The organism is Streptomyces sp. NPDC003011 (assembly GCF_053591515.1).
The window spans coordinates 1-18,342 of record NZ_JBSFTY010000015.1; the positions used below are offsets into that span (position 1 = coordinate 1).

Genomic DNA, 18,342 nt, shown 5'->3' on the forward strand with positions numbered 1-18,342 from the left:
CCCCAGACGAACGGCAAGGTCGAACGCTTCAACCGCACCCTGCTCGACGAGTGGGCCTACGCCCGCCCCTACCGCTCAGAGCAGGAACGACGCGAGGCGTTCCCCAGGTGGCTGCACACCTACAATCACCACCGCGGACACACCGCGCTGAACGGCCAACCACCCGCCAGCCGCGTCCCCAACCTCACGGGTCAATACATCTAGCGCTTCTCGGGGGTCTGCCGTGAGCGGAAGGCGCGGGCCTTCGCCCGGTTGCCGCAGTGTTCCATCGCGCACCAGCGGCGGCGGCCCGGGCGGGAGGTGTCGACGAACAGCAGGGAGCAGTCGGGGGAGCCGCACTCGCGGACGCGGCCGGCGTACGGGCCGGTGAAGAGGTCGATCGCGTCGCGGGCGACCGTCGACAGGAGCTGGGTGCCCGTGGCGCCCGGGGCCCAGGCACGGGTGCCGTCCGGGGTGACGCGGGGGACCAACGGGGGCTCGGCGGCGGCCGCGTTGACGGTGTCGAGGCGGGCCGGCCGGAGCGGGCGGCCGTGGGCGCGGTCGGCGGCGAGCAGGAAGACGGCGTCGCGAAGCTCTCGCGCCCGGGTCAACTCACCTGACGTGACCGTGAGTTCGAGCCCGTCTTCCAGCCGGCTGCGGGCCGCCCAGGTCACCAGGTCCGCAGGCGCGTGCAGCACCTCGTAGTGCGCGAACTCACCCGGCCCGCCCGTGGTCACCAGCTCCAGGCAGAGGGTGCCCGGGTCGAAGCGGAAGGACTTGCCGCCGTACGAGGTCAGCATCAGGCCGGAAGCGTCGGCGGACCCGGTCGACCGCGCCCGTCCCGGCGATTCCGTTGCACGCTCACTCACGTAACCACTATAAGTGGTTGCATGACCGAGACCACATCCGAGACCCCGCCCGCACCCACGCCCACGCCCGTGCACTGGAAGCTCGTCATCGACGCCGGGGATCCGCACGCCCAGGCCGACTTCTGGGCCGCCGCCCTCGGTTACCGGGTCGAGGACAACAGCGCGCTCATCGAGAAGCTGCTGGGCTTCGGTGCCGTACCGGCCGAGCTGACCGTCGAGTCGCACGGCCGCCGCGCCTGGCGGGACCTGGTCGCCGTGCGGCACCCGGAGGATCCGTACGACCAGGAGAGCGGGACCGGGCTGGGGCGGCGGCTGCTGTTCCAGCGCGTGCCGGAGGCGAAGACGGTCAAGAACCGGCTCCACCTGGACCTGCACCCCGGCGAGGGGCGGCGCGCGGCCGAGGCCGAGCGGCTGGCGGGGCTCGGGGCGAGTGTGCTGCGGGAGGTGAAGGAGCCCGGAGGCGAGTGGGTGCTGATGGCGGATCCGGAGGGGAACGAGTTCTGCGTGCACTGAGCGATCCGCTATACGGACAACGATGACCGGATTGCGCTCTTGACGGAGCGTCAGCCTCAGCTTCACCATCGGGCACCCATTCCCTCAGGAAATCGGAGCCCCCCACATGAAGCTCTCGGTTCCCGGACGCGCCGCGGCCACCGCCGTCGTCGCCGTCTCGCTCCTGGCCGGTGGATCCATGACCGGTGGATCCATAGCCGGCGCGGCCCCCGCGACCGCACCCCGGCCGGCCGCCGCACCCGACATATCCGTGGCGGCCGTCAAGGCGCACCTCACGCAGTTGCAGTCCATCGCCACGGCCAACGGCGGCAACCGCGCGCACGGGCGCGCCGGTTACAAGGCCTCGCTCGACTACGTGAAGGCCCGGCTGGACGCCGCCGGGTTCCTCACGACGATCCAGCAGTTCACCGCCTCCGGCCGCGTCGGCTACAACCTGATCGCCGACTGGCCGGGCGGGGACACCAACCAGGTCGTGATGGCCGGCTCGCATCTCGACAGCGTCAGCTCCGGCGCCGGCATCAACGACAACGGGTCCGGGTCGGCGGCGGTCCTGGAGACGGCGCTCGCGGTGGCCCGCGCCGGCCTCCAGCCCACCAAGCACCTGCGGTTCGCCTGGTGGGGCGCGGAGGAGCTGGGGCTGGTGGGCTCCCGCTACTACGTCAACAGCCTCTCCACCGCGAGCCGTTCGCGGATCAGCGGCTACCTGAACTTCGACATGATCGGCTCGCCGAACCCCGGGTACTTCGTCTACGACGACGACCCGGCCATCGAGAAGACGTTCAAGGAGTACTTCACCGGGCTCGGTGTGCCGACGGAGATCGAGACCGAGGGCGACGGCCGCTCCGACCACGCGCCCTTCAAGAACGCCGGCGTGCCGGTCGGCGGGCTGTTCACGGGCGCGAGCAACACCAAGTCGGCGGCGCAGGCGGCCAAGTGGGGCGGTACGGCGGGGCTGGCGTTCGACCGCTGCTACCACTCGTCGTGCGACACGACGGCCAACATCAACGACACCGCGCTGAACCGCAACAGCGACGCGATCGCGTACGCGGTGTGGGAGTTGTCGGCCTAGGGCGTGGAAGGGTCAGTCCCGGGTGCCGGCGCGGTCGGCGAGCCGGCCCATGCGGACGCGGGCCTTCTCCAGCTGCTCGATGTCGTCGGCGGCGGGGCCGTCCCCGGCCGTGAGCTCGGTCCACAGGGCGATCAGGTCCTGGCCCAGCTCCAGCCCCTGGTGCGGGTCCCGTACGGCACGCCAGGCGGTGACGGCGCTCTGGACGTCGGCGTAGGCCGCGTCCGCGTCCCGGGCGCGGTGGTGGACGCGGGCGGTGTCCAGGGAGAGCTGGAAGGAGCGGACCGGGTCGTCGGCCAGGTAGGCGACGTACGCGGCCAGTTCGCGCAGCCGGAGCACCTCGGGGTGGTCCGGCCCGAGCGAGGCCGAGGCCTGCGTGACGGTCCGCTCCGCCAGCTCCGACGCGGTGTCCGTCCGCCCCGCCTTCACCGCCTCGTTGATCCGCGCGACCGGCTCCGCGAGCAGGGCGGGCGCGGTGTCGTCACCGGGGGCGGTGAGGTGACCGTCCCCGAGCACCGCCTCGGCGACCGCGTCGAACCCGCGGGGCGGGGCGGGCTTGGGGGCGGGGTCCAGGTCGTCGTCGGGGGCGGGCCCGAGGAAGGGCGACGTGCGCAAGGGGGTGGTACGTGCGGGCGGGGAAGGGGGCGCGGCGGCGGACGCCCGCAGGGGGCCGCGGTCCGGCGCGGGCGCGGGCGCGGGCGGTGCCGGATGCGGGTCCATCACCGGCGGCGGGCCGAACACCCCGGTCGGTGCGGCGACCGTACCGGGGGTCGGGGACGGGGACGGGGACGGTGCCGAAGGGGGAAGGGGCAGGGGAGACGGCTCCGGGAGCGTCCGTGGCGTGAGCGTCGGCACGGCCTCGCCGGCGGACGGCGCCTCGCCCGGCACGGCCCGCATCGGGAACGTGGACGCCGCGTCCCGCACGGGTTCCGACACCTCCCGCAGCAGATGCGTGGACTGGTCGTACCGCGACCACTGCGGCCGTACGGCGTGGGAGGCGCCGGGGACACCGGGCGACGCGGGCGCGTCGGACGACGACACGGGTGCCCCGGGCGAGGCGGGCGGGCCGGGCGGTACGGAATCCCCGGACGGCTGAGGTTCACCGGTGGGCGCGGGCCAGTCCGCCTCCCCCGGCTCGGGCGACGTGGCCGCCTCCGGCCACACGGGCGACGGCCCCGGCGCCGGCATCGGTACCGGCATCGGTACCGGCATCGGCCCTCCGGTTCCGCCCGGCCCGCCCGGCGTCCCCGCCGCCCCCCACTCCGCCGGCGGAGCCACCCGCACCGGCTCGGCGGCGAAGTCGCTGGAGCCGTCCGGGGTGACCCGGAGAGGGACGACGTACCCGATGCGGTCGTCGTGGACGGTGGCCAGGACCGTGTGGCCGCCGGCGACGGCGATGCGGTGGAGGTGGTTCAGGACGGCGTGCTGGATCTCCTCGCCGGCCGCGGGGACGACCCGCACCCCACCGACCGACGCGCCGCCCGCACCCGGACCGGACGCGGGGACGTGGACGTCGATCGGGACCGCCTCCGGGGCGGCCGCGCGCTGGTGGTCCCGCTTCTTGTCACGGCTGAGTCGAGCCATCGGTTCCCTCACTCGGATACGTCGGGGAGTCGCCGGACAACACGTGCGGGCTCCATGGTGCTCATTCCCGTCGTCGGGTTCTGTTCCCGGCGTCAGGATCCGGTCGTCCACGTACTGTCGAGTCTCTCCGCTCGCCCGCGGTTCTCACGTCACCGTGACGTCACAGGCTCGTTCCAGGAGATCACGCCTCGTCAGGAGCCCGTCCGGATGCCGTGGCCGTCGGCCGGGCAGGAGAGGGCCGACCAGAAAGGAGCACGCGGATGGGGGCCGGTATGCGGACAGAGGGACCACTGGGACCGGAGATATGGCTGCGCGGGCCCGTGCCCGTCCCGGAGGTGACGTCGCCCGGGCCCGCCCACGCCTCCGCCGCGCCCCGGCGCTACTCGTTCGTCGGCACCCACGGCGGCGCCGGCACCTCCACCCTGGCCGCCGTCTACGGCGGCCACGACTGCGGGCGCGACTGGCCGGGCCCCGCCGATCCGCCGTCCGTCCTGCTCGTCGCCCGTACGCACGCGGCCGGGCTGCGCTCCGCCCTGCGCACGCTGGAGGTCTGCCGGCACGGCGAGGTGCCGCCCGGTCTCGATCTCGACGCGGTGGTCCTGGTCGCGGACGCGCCCGGACGGCTGCCGCGCCCGCTCGCCCAGCGGATCAAGGTGATCGAGTCCGTGATCGACGTGTACCGCGTGCCGTGGGTACCCGCCTGGCGCCTGGGCGACCTGAGCGGCTCCCGGCCCCGGGAGACCGAGGCACTGGCCCGGCTCACCGCCGCCCCCGCGTGACCCGGGTCCCCCCGCCCGGATCCGCCTGTCCGCCCGGACTCGGCTCCCCGCCCGGACTCGGCTCCCTGTCCGCCGAGCGGATCGCCGCCGCCGTACGGTCGGGTGCCCTGCCCGCGGTCGACGTCGTCACCGTGGCTCTGGAGCGGATCCGGCGGGCCGAGCCGGACCTGTGCGCGTTCGCCGAGGTGTGGGAGGAGGCCGCGCTGCGGCGGGCGCGTGCCGTGGACGCGCGGGCCGCCGCGGGCGAGCCGCTCCCGCTGGCCGGGGTGCCGATCGGGGTGAAGGGGCGGCACGGACTGCGCACGGCGGGCCCGCTGCTCGCGGCCGGGTGCGTGGCGGTGGGGGCCACGTCCGTTCCCGGGCCCGGAACTCCCTGGCAGACCTGGGGACTCGGCGCTCACGGCCGTACCGTCAATCCCTGGCGGGCCGACCGTACGCCCGGGGGCTCCTCGGCCGGGTCCGCGGCGGCGGTCGCGGCGGGACTGGTGCCGCTGGCGACCGGGAGCGACGGGGCGGGGTCGGTGCGGATCCCGGCGGCGTGGTGCGGTGTGCTCGGGCTGAAGGTCACCAACGGACGGCTGCGGACGGCCGACCGGACGGGGCTCACGGCGCCCGGCGTCCTGACCCGGTACGCGTCGGACGCGGCGGCCTGGTGGCGGGTGATGGGCGGGGAGTCGGGGGATCCGGGCGATCCAGCCGGTCCCCGTGCTCCCGGCCCGCTCCCTCCCCCGACCGCCGTCTGGTCCCCCGACCTCGGCTTCGCCGACTGCGACCCGGACCTCGTGGCGGCCGCCCGTGCGGCGGCCGTACGGCTCGCGGACGCGGGTGCCGTACGGCTGGTGGAGCCCCGCACCCGCCTCCGCCTCGACGACCCGGCCACCGCCTGGCTCGCCCTGCGGACACCCGCGGCCGACCTCACCGCGACCGGCCGCGCCGCCGCCGGCCGTCTCCGCGCGGAGAACGACCGGCGCCTGGACGCCCTCTTCGCCGAGGCCGACCTCCTGCTGACCCCGACGACCCCGGCCCCGCCGCACGGCCACGAAGGTCCGGGCGACCGTTACTCCACGGCGCTGACCTGGGCGTTCAACCTGAGCGGTCATCCCGCGGCCAGTGTCCCGGCGGGGCTGGGGGCCGACGGCTGCCCGGCCGGACTCCAGCTGGTGGCGCCGCGCGGGCGGGAGGACCTGCTGCTGCGGACGCTGGACGGCATCGTGACCGATTGCGCTTATTGATTGCACGCGCATATACTGCGTGCGCATGAATAAGTCGCGTACGCGTCGCCGAGCCGCCTGCGCATCCATGAGCCGCGTGCACCCGTACGCGCCGCACGCCGATCACTGGGGGATCCCGTGACCCGCCGCTTCCTGTTCGTCCTGGGCAGCGCCCGCCGTGAGGGCAACACCGAACTCCTGGCCCGCAGGGCCGCCGAGCAGCTGCCGGCGGACGTCGGGCAGCAGTGGATCAGTCTCGCCGACCACCCCCTCCCCGACTTCGAGGACCTGCGGCATGACAGCGACCACACCCGCCCCACCGAGGGCGATGTGGCGCTGCTGCTCGACGCCACGCTCGCGGCGACGGACATCGTGATCGCGTCCCCGCTGTACTGGTACTCCGTCTCCGCCCACACCAAGCGCTACCTGGACTACTGGGCGGGCTGGCTGCGCACGCCCGGCCTGGACTTCAAGGCGACGCTCGCCGGGCGCACGCTCTGGGGCGTCACCGCGCTCGCCCACGAGGAGGCCGAGGTCGCCGATCCGCTGGCCGGCACGCTGAACCACTCGGCCGCCTACATGGGGATGCGCTTCGGCGGAGTCCTGCTCGGCAACGGCAGCAAGCCCGGTGATGTCCTGAAGGACACCGAGGCGCTGACCCGCGCGAAGACCTTCTTCGCGCAGGAGGCACCGCTCGCGCGCTTCCCCTACGAGGCCCGGTGAGGACGGTTCGGGACGAGACGCCCTGTACCCGGTGAACGCGGTTCAGGAGGCGATGTCCTTCGCCGTGAAGCGTGCCCAGGCCGCCGAGCCGAACACGACCGCGTACAGGGCCTGGAGGCCGAGGTTCTTCACCAGGTCGTCCCAGTAGACGGGGTCGCGCATGAGGTCGGCGAAGGACAGCCAGTAGTGGGAGAAGAAGTACGGCTGGAGCGCGTGCAGCTGGGGGATCTGGTCGAGGATCTGGACGGTGATCAGCAGCCCCACCGTGGTCGCCATCGCCGCGATGCCGCTGTTGGTCAGGGTGGAGACGAACAGGCCCAGGGCCGCCACGCCGATCAGTGACACGGCGACGACCAGGGCGATCAGCAGGGCCCGGCCCAGGCCGTCGGCGAAGCTGATCCGGGTGCCGGAGATCGTCGTCAGGTCGCCCAGCGGGAAGAGCAGCGCCCCGGCCGTGAGGGCCGAGACCGCGACCACGAGCGTGGCCACCAGGCAGAACACCATCACCGTGGCGTACTTGGTCAGCAGCAGGCGGCTGCGGCCGGCGGGAGCGACCAGGAGGTAGCGCAGGGTGCCCGCGCTCGCCTCGCCGGCGATGGCGTCGCCCGCGATGACGCCGATCGCCATCGGCAGGAAGAACGGCAGCGTCGCGGCGAGCCCGGTGAAGACCAGGAACAGGCCGTTGTTGGTGATCTGCGAGATGAACGCCGGGCCCTCACCGCCCCCGCCGCCGGCCGACGAGCCGTCACCGGTCTCGATCCGCACGGCGATCCCGACCAGGACCGGCACGGCCGCCAGCACCCCGAGCAGGGCGAGCGTGCGCCAGCGCCGGAAGGTGGTGAGCAGTTCGCTGCGCAGCAGACCCAAGGTCCACAACGGGCCGGGCGCACGGGCCGGTTCAGCCGGCGACATCGAAGCCCTCCCCGGTCAGTGCCACGAACGCGTCCTCCAGGGAGGCCTGTTCGAGCCCGAAGCCGCGGACGCGGACGCCCGCCGTCACCAGCGCCGCGTTCACCTCGGCGAGATCGCGCTCCGGCGGCTCGGCGGTCACCCGGTCGTCCGTGACCGTCACGTCCGAGACCCCCTGTTCCTTCAGCACCCGCGCCGCCTCTCCCGCGTCCGGGCTCGTCACGACCAGCCGGCCGCGCGCCCCCGCCGCCAGGTCCGCCACCGGGCCCTGGGTGATCAGGCGGCCCCGCGCCATCACGGCCGCGTGCGTGCAGACCTGCTCGATCTCGTCGAGGAGGTGGGAGGAGAGGAAGACGGTCGTGCCGTCGGAGGCCAGCTCCCGTATCAGGGACCGGATCTCGCGCATCCCCTGCGGATCGAGGCCGTTGGTCGGCTCGTCCAGGACCAGCAGCTCGCGCGGCTGGAGCAGGGCGGCGGCGAGACCGAGGCGCTGCTTCATGCCCAGCGAGTACGCCCGCGCCTTCTTGCCCGCCGCCGCCGCGAGCCCCACCCGGTCCAGCGCCGCCGCGACGCGGGTCCTGCGGGTGCGCGGGTCGGCGGTCGGGTCGGCGGCGTCGTACCGCGTCAGGTTCTGGCGGCCGGAGAGGAAGCCGTAGTGAGCCGGTCCCTCGATGAGGGCGCCGACGTGCGGGAGCACGGCGCGCGCGGAGCGCGGCATGGGCCGGCCCAGGACGCGGGCCGACCCGGAGGTGGGCTCGATGAGGCCCATCAGCATGCGGATGGTGGTGGTCTTGCCGGAGCCGTTCGGACCGAGGAAGCCGAAGACGCTGCCCGCCGGGACGGCCAGGTCGAGACCGTCCACGGCGAGCTGTCCGCCGCGGTAGCGCTTGGTGAGCGCGCGGGTGTGGATGACACCGCCCTCCACGTCCCGCGCGTCCGGCCGGGCATCCGGCTGCGGCTGCGGCTGCGGCTGCGGCTCGGACTCCGCGTCCGTGACGGGCGGTTCGCCCATCGGCTCCCTCGATTCGTCGTACCCGTACGGTCCTACTTGCCCGCGTTCGCCGCCTTCACCAGGGCGCCCTTGTCGACCGCGCCGACGTACACCGTGCCGTCGTCCGTGATCAGGGCGTTGACCAGGCGGGTCGAGAAGACCGTGCCCGAGCCGAACTCGCCGGACACCTTGTCGCCGAGCGAGTCGAGGAAGCCGCCGAACGCGCCGCCGGCCTCGGCGCCGGAGGGCATGCCCTCGCCGCCGGTGTCGAAGACGGCGACGGAGTTCCAGCCCTCGCCGATGACCTTGAGGCCGTCGAGCTCCTTGCCGAGGTCCTTTTCGGACTTCGCGCCCGCCCCGTCGTGGCCGCGGTGCTCGCCGTGCTCGATGGTGTCGCCCTCGGTGACCTTCGCGCCCTTGGGCGGGGTGAAGTCGAAGGTGGAGGCGGCCGGCCTGGCGAAGCTGACCTGGGTGAAGCCCGCGTCCACGACGGCCGCGCCGCCGCTCGACGGGGTCAGCGTGAACTTCAGCGGCAGCCCGGTCTTCGCGTCCACGGCCACGGTGATCTGGCCGACCGTGGTACCGGAGTCCTTGGGCTTGACGACCAGGCGGTAGGCGTCACGGCCCGCGACCTGGGCGGTGCCGTCGACGGTCACCGAGGTGGTGTCGTCGACCGCCTTCAGGGCCTCCTCGGTGAGGTCCTTGGGCGTGGCCGGGACGTCGTGCTCCTTCTCCGCCTTCGCGCTGTCGGAGGCGGTCGCGTGGTAGACCTCGTTCGACTTGCTGTCGTAGCCCCAGACGTCCTTGCCGTCGTGGATCAGGCTGTACTCGGATCCGCTCTCCAGCAGCGACAGCTTCTGCCGGTCGGGGCCGTCGGCGGCGACGCGCAGGGTGTGCGTGCCGGTCACGAGCCCGGTGAGCTTGGCGGACGGGTCGGCGGACGAGCCGCCGTCGCCGCCCGACTCCATGGCGCCCGAGGCCAGACTGTTCTCCAGGCCGCCGAGGTCGGGCAGCCCGAGATCCGTGCTGATCTTCACCGTCCCGGACAGCTGCTGTACGTCCGACGCGGCGATCTTCTCGATGAGTTCCTGGGCGCTGATCTTCGGCAGGTCGGGGTCGCCGGAGTCGGCGAGCGCGGGGACGAGCCCGATGGTCGCCGCCGCCACCCCCACCACCGCGACGGGGACGACGTACCGCGCGGCCCTGCGGCGGCGCGAGTACCGGTCGTCGGCCTCCGCGGCAGTCTTGCTGTCGTCGGATTCGTACGGTGTCATGTGTGCCTTACCTCCGTCGTCGGCGGCGGCTGTCCAACTCCCCCTGTGTCCACCCCGTAGCCGCCATTCTCACCCGAATCGGTGAGGAGTGGTGTTTTCCGTGGTGTCCATCTGACCAAATCGGCCGGGAAGAAGCGTCAGACCCCGGGATCAACTCCGTGTACACCTGCGGGATGACACCCGGAGGCGACGCCGGCCCGGACCCGTAGGGGTTGCGGAGCGGACGCCGCCCTCCGTGGTGGTGGATCAGGCGCCGGGAACACGCGGTCACCGCACTGCGGCCGGGGGCGGTCCGCGTCACCCCGGGAGGGGTCAGCCGGTTCGGCGGTCAGCCGGCTCGGTGGACCACCGCGTCGCACATCTCCATCAGCGCCACCTTCGCGTCGCACTCCCGCAGCGGGGCGAGGGCCGCGCGGGCGTCCTCCGCGTAGCGGACCGTGTCCCGGCGCGCCTGCTCCAGGGCGGGGTGCGCCCGCAGGCCCGCCAGGGCCCGCGTGTGCCGTGCGTCGTCGGTGAGGTCGGAGGCCAGCAGCTCGCACAGGGCGATGTCCTCGGCCAGGCCCAGCCGGGCCGCGCGCTCGCGCAGCCGCAGGACCGGCAGGGTCGCGATGCCCTCGCGCAGGTCCGTGCCCGGGGTCTTCCCGGACTCGTGGGAGTCGGAGGCGATGTCCAGCACGTCGTCGGCGAGCTGGAAGGCGACGCCCAGCCGCTCGCCGTACTGCGTCAGCACGTCGACGACCGTCTCGTCGGCGCCCGACATCATCGCGCCGAAGCGGCAGGCCACCGCCACCAGCGAGCCCGTCTTGCCGCCCAGCACGTCGAGGTAGTGCTCGACCGGGTCACGCCCGTCCTGCGGCCCCGCCGTCTCCAGGATCTGGCCGGTGACCAGGCGTTCGAACGCCTCCGCCTGGACCCGGACCGCCTCGGGCCCGAGGTCGGCCAGGATGTGCGAGGCGCGGGCGAACAGGAAGTCGCCGGTGAGGACGGCCACCGAGTTGCCCCAGCGGGTGTTCGCGCTGTCCACCCCGCGCCGCACCTCGGCCTCGTCCATCACGTCGTCGTGGTACAGCGTCGCCAGATGGGTCAGCTCCACCACCACCGCCGACGGGACGATGCCCGGCGCGTACGGGTCCCCGAACTGGGCGGCGAGCATCACGAGCAGCGGCCGGAACCGCTTTCCGCCCGCCCGCACCAGGTGCTGGGCGGCCTCCGTGATGAAGGGGACCTCGCTCTTGGTGGCTTCGAGCAGTCCCTCCTCGACAGCCGCCAATCCGACCTGGACATCGGCTTCCAGAGCCTGGTCCCGCACGCTCAGCCCGAACGGCCCGACGACGGTCACGAGGGATCTCCTGTCTGCTGGTGTCTACTGGCGATTACACGGTTTGTCGATAGGTCGCTGCCATCACTCAAGTCAGCGTATCCGGTCACGTTTCGATCACTGCTAGCGCCCACCGGTCCGGCCCGGGCGGTATCGGACCGGGCCGGATGTGTTTTTGATCACTTGAAAACATCGGACATCATCGGACCTAACGGGAAGTAAGGGATCGCTTCCCGGAGCGCGGCCGAGGTCGCGTCCGGCCGCCGTCCCGCCCGGGAGGACGATCATGCCTTCTCCTGTCCGGTGATCCCCACCGACACCTTCACGGAACCGCCCGGGCATCCCGCCCCCGAGATCACTCCGGCCAGCCTGCGCATCCGTTTCGTCCTCTCCCTGCGAGACGGCCCACGAGACCCTCCGCCTCCCGCTCCGGACGGGGTGCCGCCGTACACGCGCACGGGGCGCCCCCTCACGGAGGAACCGGTACCCGCGATCCCCGAACACCTGCCACGCCGCCCGGCCAGGCCGGCCACGCTCCGCGACTGGCAACGCCCCCTCCGGCACGCGGGCCACGGTTACGCCTCCGTACGAGTGGACCTGAGCCGCCCCGGCGACGACGGACGCCACCGGGCGGGTTCCGCGGGCGGCCGTTCACCGGGCCGGGGAGAAGCGGATCCCACGGACGGCCAGTTGGCTACGAGTTGGGCTCATTGCCCTATTTGCCACTCTTGTGCTCAGCCGTGAGTTGGGTCACTCGGGACCGTGCGCGCCCACACCGCCGCCCGCCCGCGTCTCCCCTTGCCCTTCGCGCCAGTTGAGTCATGGCAGACGCAAAGGATCAAGCACCTCATACGCCCCAGACCAAGGTCAATAGGTGCGATCTGTGAATCCGCCACTTGTTCCGGACATGTGCTCTCGCATACGTTCCGGGCCGTCGGGCGGACGCCTCATCCTGCCGCCGCCCATGGAGACACCCATCGACGAACACCGCACGGCAGGAGCGGGGGACCCAGGTCAGTCGCCGGGCCGGACGACACAGGTCGTACCGGAACGGCTAGGGGTGAAGTCGCCTCGCCCTCAGGGCGGCGCGGCCGGGCAGCTCCCGCCCGAACCCGACAGCTCACCTCGCAGGCGCCGGAGAGGAAAACGTCCCCATGTCTGCACCCGGTCAGTACCGCGGTTCCAAGACCGCCCGCCTCGCCCGCAAGCTCGCCGTCGCCGGCACCGGAGTCGCCGTCCTGGCGCTCCCGCTCATGGGCGCCACCAGCGCCTCCGCGGCGACCCCGCCCGTCGCCACGGCCTCCTCGCTGGGCTACGCCGACAACCTCGACGGCTGGATCCGGGCGGCCCTCCAGATCATGGATCAAAACGGAATTCCCGGGACGTACAACGGCATTTACCGCAATGTCATCCGGGAGTCCTCGGGCAACCCGTACGCCATCAACAACTGGGATTCCAACGCCGCCGCGGGCACCCCGTCCAAGGGCCTGCTCCAGACCATCGACCCGACCTTCCAGGCGTACCACGTGGCCGGCACCGCGTGGGACCCGTACGACCCGGTCGCGAACATCGTCGCCGCCTGCAACTACGCGGCCGCGCGGTACGGCTCGATCGACAACGTGTGGGGCGCGTACTAGGCCTGCTCCGGCCGGTGCCGTCCGCTCCGGCACCGGCCGCCCGCGGGTGGCCCTCAGCCAAAGAGCCGTTCGAGGACGACCGCGACGCCGTCGTCCTCGTTCGACAGGGTGATCTCGTCGGCCACTGCCCTGAGTTCGGGGTGCGCGTTGGCCATGGCGACGCCGTGGGCCGCCCAGTCCAGCATGGGGATGTCGTTGGGCATGTCCCCGAAGGCGATGGTCTGGTGCGGCCCGAGCCCCAGGTGCCCGGCGGCCAGCGCGAGGCCCGTCGCCTTGGTGATGCCGCATGGCTGGAGTTCGACGGTCCCGGGCCCCGACATGGTGACCGTGGCGAGGGAACCGACCACCGAACGGGCCGTCGCCGCCAACTCGTCGTCGGACAGGTCGGGATGGCGCAGCAGCACCTTGCTGATCGGCGCGTCCCACAGGTCGTCGCGCCGTCCCACGCGTACGGCGGGCAGCGTCGGGTGGGGCATCAGGTAGCCCGGCTCGATGAGCGTGAGCCCGTCGACACCGTCCTGGTCGACGGCCGCGAACACCTGGCCCACCTCGGCCTCGATCTTGCCGAGCGCGGTCTCGGCCAGCTCCCGGTCCAGGGTGACCGACCACAGCAGGCGGTCCGCGCCGGCGTCGTACACCTGCGCGCCCTGCCCGCACACCGCGAGCCCCTCGCTGCCCAGGTCGTCGAGGAGGGGCCGCACTCTGGGCGCCGGCCGGCCGGTGACGACGAGGTGCCGGGCCCCGGCCGCCGCCACCCGCGCGAGCGCGGCGAGCGACCGGTCGGAGAGCGTGTCGTCGCCTCGGAGCAGCGTTCCGTCCAGGTCGGTGGCGATGAGTGAATACGCGGTGGGTGCGGCCATGATCAGAGAATACGGAGGGAACGCCGCGCCGACTCGACGCGAACCGGACGGCTGCATCCTTCACATGCGTTGACGGCTCTTCCGGTTCACGCGCTCACCCACTCATCCGCTCACCCGCTCACCCGCTCACGCGGTCACGCGGTCACGCGGAGTCCCGTACCACCAGTTCCGTCGGCAGGATCACCCCGGCCGTGTCCTCCCCCGCGATCTGGGCGATCAGCATCCGGACCATCTCGGCGCTGATGCGGTCGAAGGGCTGGCGCATGGTGGTCAGCGCGGGGCTGGCGGCGGTGGCCGCGGGCGAGTCGTCGAAGCCGCCGACAGCGATGTCGTCGGGCACCGAACACCCGGCCTGTTGCAGGGTGCTGACGACTCCCCGCGCCATGAGGTCGGAGGCGACGAACACCGCGTCCAGGTCAGGGGCGCGCGCCAGCAGGCGGCGGGCCGCCTCCTCGCCACCGGTGCGGCGGTAGTCGCCCTCCGCGACCAGCGCGGGGTCGTAGGGCAGGCCGGCCTCGGCGAGCACCTCGCGGTAGCCGGCCAGCCGGTCGGTGCCGCCGGGGGTGTCGAGCGGGCCGGTGATCATGCCGATGCGACGGCGGCCCGAGGTGAGCAGGTGACGGACCATCTCCCGGGCACCGTCCCGGTCGTCGGCCGCCACATAGCTCACCTTGGAGCCGAGGCCCAGCGGCTTGCCGCAGGCGACCAACGGCATCCCGGCGTCGCGCAGTTCGGCGGCGACCGGGTCCCCGCTGTGGCTGGAGACCAGCAGGACGCCGTCGACATGGCCCGAGGTGATGTAGCGGGTCAGGCGGCGCCGGTCGTCGTCGGTGGCGGCGAGCATCAGCAGCAGGGGGATGTCGTGCCGGGCGAGGTGCTCGGTGCAGCCGCGCAGCAGCACGTTGAAGTTGGGGTCCTCGAAGAACTTCTCCTGCGGTTCGGTGAGGAGGAACGCCACCGAGTCCGACCGGCCCGTACTCAGGCTGCGGGCATGCCGGTTGACCACGTACCCCGTCTTCCTGATGGCGGACTCGACCGACCGCCGGGCGGCGGGCGAGACGTAGTGGCCGCCGTTCAGGAAGCGGGAGACGGTGCCCCGCGACACGCCCGCCTCCCGCGCCACGTCGTGGATGGTGGGCGGTCTGCGGCGTCCGTTGGCGCTCGTGGTCATGGTCCTCGTTCGTGGCGGGGCGGGGAGACGAGAGTGTCAGGCCTTGATCGAGCCGCTCAGCAGGTCCAGCGACCAGAACCGCTGGATCACCAGGAAGAGCGCGATCAGCGGGACGATCGCGAGCAGGCAGCCGGTGATGACCAGGGTGTAGAGGGCGGGCTGCGAGGCGCCCTGGGCGAGCAGGGTGTAGAGCCCGAGGGTGAGCGGGAACTTGGTGTCGTCGGCCAGCATCACGAACGGCAGCAGGAAGTTGTTCCAGATGCCGACGAACTGGAAGAGGAACACCGTGATCAGGCCCGGCATCATCATCGGCACCGCGATCCGGGTGAAGATCCGCCACTCGCTCGCGCCGTCCATGCGGGCGGCTTCGAGGAGTTCGGCGGGCACCGCGGCGGTCGCGTAGATGCGGACCAGGTAGACGCCGTACGGGGAGAGGATGGACGGCAGCAGCATCGACCAGTACGAGTCGGCCATGCCCATCTTCGACAGCATCAGGTACTGCGGTACGGCCAGCACGACGCTCGGCACCAGGACGCCGGCCAGGATCAGCTTGAAGACGAACTCCCGCCCGCGGAAGGCGAACCGGCCGAGCGCGTAGCCGCCGCCGGCGGAGACCGCGGCGGACAGCAGGGCGCCGAGACCCGCGTAGAAGGCGGAGTTGGCCATCCACTGCCAGTAGATGCCGTCCCGGTAGGCGTTCAGGTCGCTCAGGTTGTCGACGAAGCCGGTGCCGGGCGCGAAGGTGAAGGTGGAGAACAGCTCCGACCGGTCCTTGGTCGCCGCGATGACCACCCAGGCGATGGGGACCAGGCAGTACAGCGCGCCCAGGATCAGCACGAGGGTGGGGACCCAGGCGGTGCGCCGCGCGGCGCGGGTCTCGCCGGTGGCGTCGGCGGTGAGGGTGAGGGGGGTCATGCCCGGTCCTCCCGGGTGTAGCGGTCGGAGATGCGCAGCAGCGTGAAGGAGACGACGAACGTGGCCAGGGCCAGGACGACCGCGGTGGCGGAGGCTCCGTAGATGTCGGACCTCAGGAAGGCGCTGTCGTAGATGGCCATCAGCGGACTCCAGGTGGTGGAGAGGCCGTTGGTCAGCGGCCTGAGGGCCATGGGTTCGGTGAAGACCTGGAGGGTGGCGATCACCGAGAAGAAGAGGGTGAGGACCAGGGAGGGCGCCACGATCGGGATCTTGATCCGGAGGGCGATCGTCAGGTCGGACGCGCCGTCGATCCGCGCCGCCTCGTAGATGTCCTTCGGGATCGCCCGCAGCGCGGTGTAGATGACGATCATGTTGAAGCCGGTGCCGCCCCACACCGCGATGTTCGCGAACGACATGTAGAGGTTGCCGCCGTCGAACAGGTCCGGCTGCGGCAGGCCCAGCTTGCGCAGGACGTAGTAGAAGGGGCTGACGTCCGGCAGGTAGAGGAAGCCCCACATCAGGGCGGCGATGATGCCGGGCACCGCGTACGGCAGGAAGATCGCGAGCCGCGCGAACGTGGCGCTGCGCGCCCTGGGGGTGTCGAGCATCAGCGCGAACAGCAGCGCGAGGCCGAGCATCATCGGGACGACGATCAGGCCGTAGCCGAAGGCGCGCAGCACGCTGTGGCCGAACTCGGAGTCGTGGAGCACGTCGGCGTAGTTGCCGAGGCCGTTCCAGACCTCCGAGCGGGCGCCGGCGCCGAGTCCGATGCCCTTGATCTTGACCTTGTGCAGGCTGAGCCAGACCGCGTACCCGATGGGGATGACGGTGAAGGCGGCGAACAGGACCAGGGTCGGCACCAGGAACCAGTACGGTGCGCTGCGGCCACGGCGGCGGGAGCGGCTGGGGCGGACGGTCTTGGCGGTGCCGGTGCCGTCCGCCAAGGGCCCGGCCGCGGTGCGGTCGGTGCCCTTGAGCGGAGTGCTGGTCATGCCTCGGTCACCTCGAAGCCCTGCTTCTTCATGTCGTCGAAGGTCTTCGTGTGCATGGTGGCGAGGGCGGAGGTGAACTGGGTCTCCTTCTTCGCCTTGGTGGCCTTGCCGAAGCCGTCGGTGAAGGCGGTGTAGGCGGTCTGCACGTTCGGGCCCCAGGCGGAGGCGGCCGTGGTGGCGGCGATCTCCGAGGCCGTCGTGTAGAAGTCCTTCTGGTTCGGGAAGAACGCGGGCGTGGTGAGGATGTCTCCCGCCTGGCCCTTGGTGGCGGCCGGGTAGACGGCCGGGTACTTGACCAGGGCGGCCAGCGCCTCCGGGTCGGTGTTGATCCAGCGGACGAACTTGGCCGCGGCCTCGGCGTGCTTGGAGTCGGTGGAGACACCGGTGGAGGAGCCGCCCCAGCTGCCGGTGACGTTGTCGCCCGCCTTCCACTGCGGCAGCGGGGCCATGCGCCACGTGCCCTGGGTGTCGGGGGCGGAGGAGACCAGCACACCGGGCGCCCACACGGCGGAGACCCAGGCGAGGTGGGTGCCCTTGTTCAGGGCGTTGTTCCAGGCCGGCGTGTACATCGGCTGGTTGTCGATGACGCCCTCCTGGACCAGACCGCCCCAGAACTCGGCGACCTGCCGCGTGGCGGTGTCGTCGATGGCGACGGTCCACTTGCCGCTGCCGTCGACCGTCCACCACTTGCCGCCGGCCTGCTGGGCGAGACCCGCGAACAGACCGGGGTCGTTGGAGGAGAAGGTGGTCAGGTAGGCGTCCGGGACGGCCTTCTTGGCGGCGCGCGCGGTCTCGGCGAACTCGGTCCAGGTCTTCGGCACGGTCAGGCCGTGCTTCTTGAACTGGTCCTCGCGGTAGTAGAACATCAGCGGCGCGGAGTCCTGCGGCACGCCGTAGACGGCGTCGGTGCCGAGCGTGACCATCTCCCACAGGCCCTCGGCGAACTCGGACTTGGCGTCCCCGACGTACTCGGAGATGTCGGCGAGCACGTCGTTGGAGACCAGGGTCGGCAGGGCCTGGTACTCGGCCTGGATCAGGTCGGGAGCGTTGCCGGCCTTCTTCGCGGTGATCAGCTTGGAGACGATCTCGGCACCACTGGCCTGCTTGGAGACCGTGACCGTGATGTCCGGGTTCTTCTTGTTCCAGATCGCGGCGACCTTCTCCATGTTGGGCGCCCACGACCAGTAGGTCAGCTTGACCGGCCCGCTGCTCTCGCCGGAGTCTTCGTCGTCGGAACCGCCGCAGGCGGCGAGGGTGCTGGTGAGGCCGAGGGCGGCGGCCCCGGCGAGGATGCTGCGCCTGCTGATCTGGTGGCGGTGGATCGACATCTTCATCTCCCCTGATGTGGACGAGCCTGCCTCGGAACGTCCCGCGTACGCGGCAACCGCCGTGGGGGGAGGTTCTGCGGACGTGACCGAGGGGCTGTGCGCGAGGGCCGCGCGGCTCTGTGATCGTGCACAGTAGAGAATTGTTTCGTCCCCTTGTCAATGGCGAGAGCCTGGGGTTACCTACTTGTTGCCCATGGATGCCAGCCGTGTTCTGTACTGTGCA

Annotated in this window: 18 protein-coding genes and 1 riboswitch; of the genes, 7 read left to right on the forward strand and 11 right to left on the reverse strand. The window is 72.1% G+C overall.

What is annotated here, in order from left to right:
* The coding region (locus ACWD0J_RS10465) for an integrase core domain-containing protein (RefSeq protein ID WP_451495370.1) at nucleotides 1–204 on the forward strand (204 nt) is incomplete at its 5' end.
* Here ACWD0J_RS10465 and ACWD0J_RS10470 read toward each other — a convergent pair.
* The gene (locus ACWD0J_RS10470) at nucleotides 201–848 is read right to left on the reverse strand and encodes a CGNR zinc finger domain-containing protein (protein ID WP_451495371.1); all 648 of its coding nucleotides are present in this window, start codon (nucleotides 846–848) and stop codon (nucleotides 201–203) included. The two genes, ACWD0J_RS10465 and ACWD0J_RS10470, sit on opposite strands and share 4 nt — an antisense overlap.
* 21 nt (nucleotides 849–869) lie before the next feature.
* On the opposite strand from ACWD0J_RS10470, the gene ACWD0J_RS10475 reads away from it, so the two are divergent.
* Both ACWD0J_RS10475 and ACWD0J_RS10480 read left to right on the forward strand, forming a co-directional pair.
* Nucleotides 870–1,361 carry a VOC family protein gene (locus ACWD0J_RS10475; RefSeq protein ID WP_451495372.1) on the forward strand — a complete coding sequence of 164 codons (492 nt, stop codon included), beginning with the start codon at nucleotides 870–872 and terminating at the stop codon, nucleotides 1,359–1,361.
* Between the two features lie 106 nt (nucleotides 1,362–1,467).
* Nucleotides 1,468–2,430, forward strand: a complete 963-nt coding sequence (locus ACWD0J_RS10480) for a M28 family metallopeptidase (RefSeq protein WP_451495373.1) — start codon at nucleotides 1,468–1,470, stop codon at nucleotides 2,428–2,430.
* A 12-nt stretch (nucleotides 2,431–2,442) separates the two neighbouring features.
* Here ACWD0J_RS10480 and ACWD0J_RS10485 read toward each other — a convergent pair whose 3' ends face one another.
* Nucleotides 2,443–4,011 carry a tetratricopeptide repeat protein gene (locus tag ACWD0J_RS10485; protein ID WP_451495374.1) on the reverse strand — a complete coding sequence of 523 codons (1,569 nt, stop codon included), beginning with the start codon at nucleotides 4,009–4,011 and terminating at the stop codon, nucleotides 2,443–2,445.
* A gap of 260 nt (nucleotides 4,012–4,271) precedes the next feature.
* On the opposite strand from ACWD0J_RS10485, the gene ACWD0J_RS10490 reads away from it, so the two are divergent.
* The 3 genes from ACWD0J_RS10490 (at nucleotide 4,272) to ACWD0J_RS10500 (ending at nucleotide 6,724) form a co-directional block, all read left to right on the forward strand.
* Nucleotides 4,272–4,790, forward strand: coding sequence for a DUF6668 family protein (locus ACWD0J_RS10490; protein WP_451495375.1), 519 nt, complete (start codon nucleotides 4,272–4,274; stop codon nucleotides 4,788–4,790).
* A 65-nt stretch (nucleotides 4,791–4,855) separates the two neighbouring features.
* A complete protein-coding gene (locus tag ACWD0J_RS10495; RefSeq protein WP_451495464.1) occupies nucleotides 4,856–6,022 on the forward strand; it encodes an amidase family protein in 1,167 nt (388 codons plus the stop codon).
* A gap of 117 nt (nucleotides 6,023–6,139) precedes the next feature.
* The gene (locus ACWD0J_RS10500; RefSeq protein WP_451495376.1) at nucleotides 6,140–6,724 is read left to right on the forward strand and encodes a flavodoxin family protein; all 585 of its coding nucleotides are present in this window, start codon (nucleotides 6,140–6,142) and stop codon (nucleotides 6,722–6,724) included.
* A 42-nt stretch (nucleotides 6,725–6,766) separates the two neighbouring features.
* Here the strand turns inward: ACWD0J_RS10500 and ACWD0J_RS10505 are convergent, their stop codons facing one another.
* The 4 genes from ACWD0J_RS10505 to ACWD0J_RS10520 form a co-directional block, all read right to left on the reverse strand.
* Nucleotides 6,767–7,636 (reverse strand): ABC transporter permease, encoded by an 870-nt coding sequence (locus ACWD0J_RS10505; protein WP_451495377.1) that lies wholly within the window; start codon nucleotides 7,634–7,636, stop codon nucleotides 6,767–6,769.
* Nucleotides 7,623–8,645, reverse strand: a complete 1,023-nt coding sequence (locus tag ACWD0J_RS10510) for an ABC transporter ATP-binding protein (RefSeq protein WP_451495378.1) — start codon at nucleotides 8,643–8,645, stop codon at nucleotides 7,623–7,625. The genes ACWD0J_RS10505 and ACWD0J_RS10510 overlap by 14 nt, the downstream gene beginning before the upstream one ends.
* A 32-nt stretch (nucleotides 8,646–8,677) precedes the next feature.
* Nucleotides 8,678–9,898, reverse strand: coding sequence for a LolA family protein (locus tag ACWD0J_RS10515; RefSeq protein ID WP_451495379.1), 1,221 nt, complete (start codon nucleotides 9,896–9,898; stop codon nucleotides 8,678–8,680).
* Nucleotides 9,899–10,226: 328 nt separating this feature from the next.
* Nucleotides 10,227–11,237, reverse strand: coding sequence for a polyprenyl synthetase family protein (locus tag ACWD0J_RS10520; protein WP_451495380.1), 1,011 nt, complete (start codon nucleotides 11,235–11,237; stop codon nucleotides 10,227–10,229).
* A gap of 947 nt (nucleotides 11,238–12,184) precedes the next feature.
* A riboswitch (cyclic di-AMP (ydaO/yuaA leader) is annotated at nucleotides 12,185–12,365 on the forward strand.
* A gap of 5 nt (nucleotides 12,366–12,370) precedes the next feature.
* Between ACWD0J_RS10520 and ACWD0J_RS10525 the strand changes: the two genes are divergently transcribed.
* Nucleotides 12,371–12,853: a transglycosylase SLT domain-containing protein gene (locus tag ACWD0J_RS10525; RefSeq protein ID WP_451495381.1), complete on the forward strand. Its 483-nt coding sequence runs from the start codon at nucleotides 12,371–12,373 to the stop codon at nucleotides 12,851–12,853.
* Between the two features lie 53 nt (nucleotides 12,854–12,906).
* Here the strand turns inward: ACWD0J_RS10525 and ACWD0J_RS10530 are convergent, their stop codons facing one another.
* The 5 genes from ACWD0J_RS10530 to ACWD0J_RS10550 form a co-directional block, all read right to left on the reverse strand.
* Complete coding sequence (locus ACWD0J_RS10530) at nucleotides 12,907–13,713, reverse strand: HAD family hydrolase (protein WP_451495382.1); 807 nt, start codon at nucleotides 13,711–13,713, stop codon at nucleotides 12,907–12,909.
* A gap of 142 nt (nucleotides 13,714–13,855) precedes the next feature.
* Nucleotides 13,856–14,884, reverse strand: a complete 1,029-nt coding sequence (locus ACWD0J_RS10535; protein ID WP_451495383.1) for a LacI family DNA-binding transcriptional regulator — start codon at nucleotides 14,882–14,884, stop codon at nucleotides 13,856–13,858.
* 36 nt (nucleotides 14,885–14,920) lie between these two features.
* Entirely contained in the window at nucleotides 14,921–15,799 is an 879-nt protein-coding gene (locus ACWD0J_RS10540) for a carbohydrate ABC transporter permease (RefSeq protein ID WP_451495384.1), read from the reverse strand.
* Nucleotides 15,796–16,791, reverse strand: coding sequence for a carbohydrate ABC transporter permease (locus ACWD0J_RS10545; RefSeq protein WP_451495385.1), 996 nt, complete (start codon nucleotides 16,789–16,791; stop codon nucleotides 15,796–15,798). Before ACWD0J_RS10545 ends, ACWD0J_RS10540 begins: the two co-directional genes overlap by 4 nt.
* A complete protein-coding gene (locus ACWD0J_RS10550; protein ID WP_451495386.1) occupies nucleotides 16,788–18,125 on the reverse strand; it encodes an ABC transporter substrate-binding protein in 1,338 nt (445 codons plus the stop codon). Before ACWD0J_RS10550 ends, ACWD0J_RS10545 begins: the two co-directional genes overlap by 4 nt.
* Between the last annotated feature and the right edge of the window lie 217 nt (nucleotides 18,126–18,342).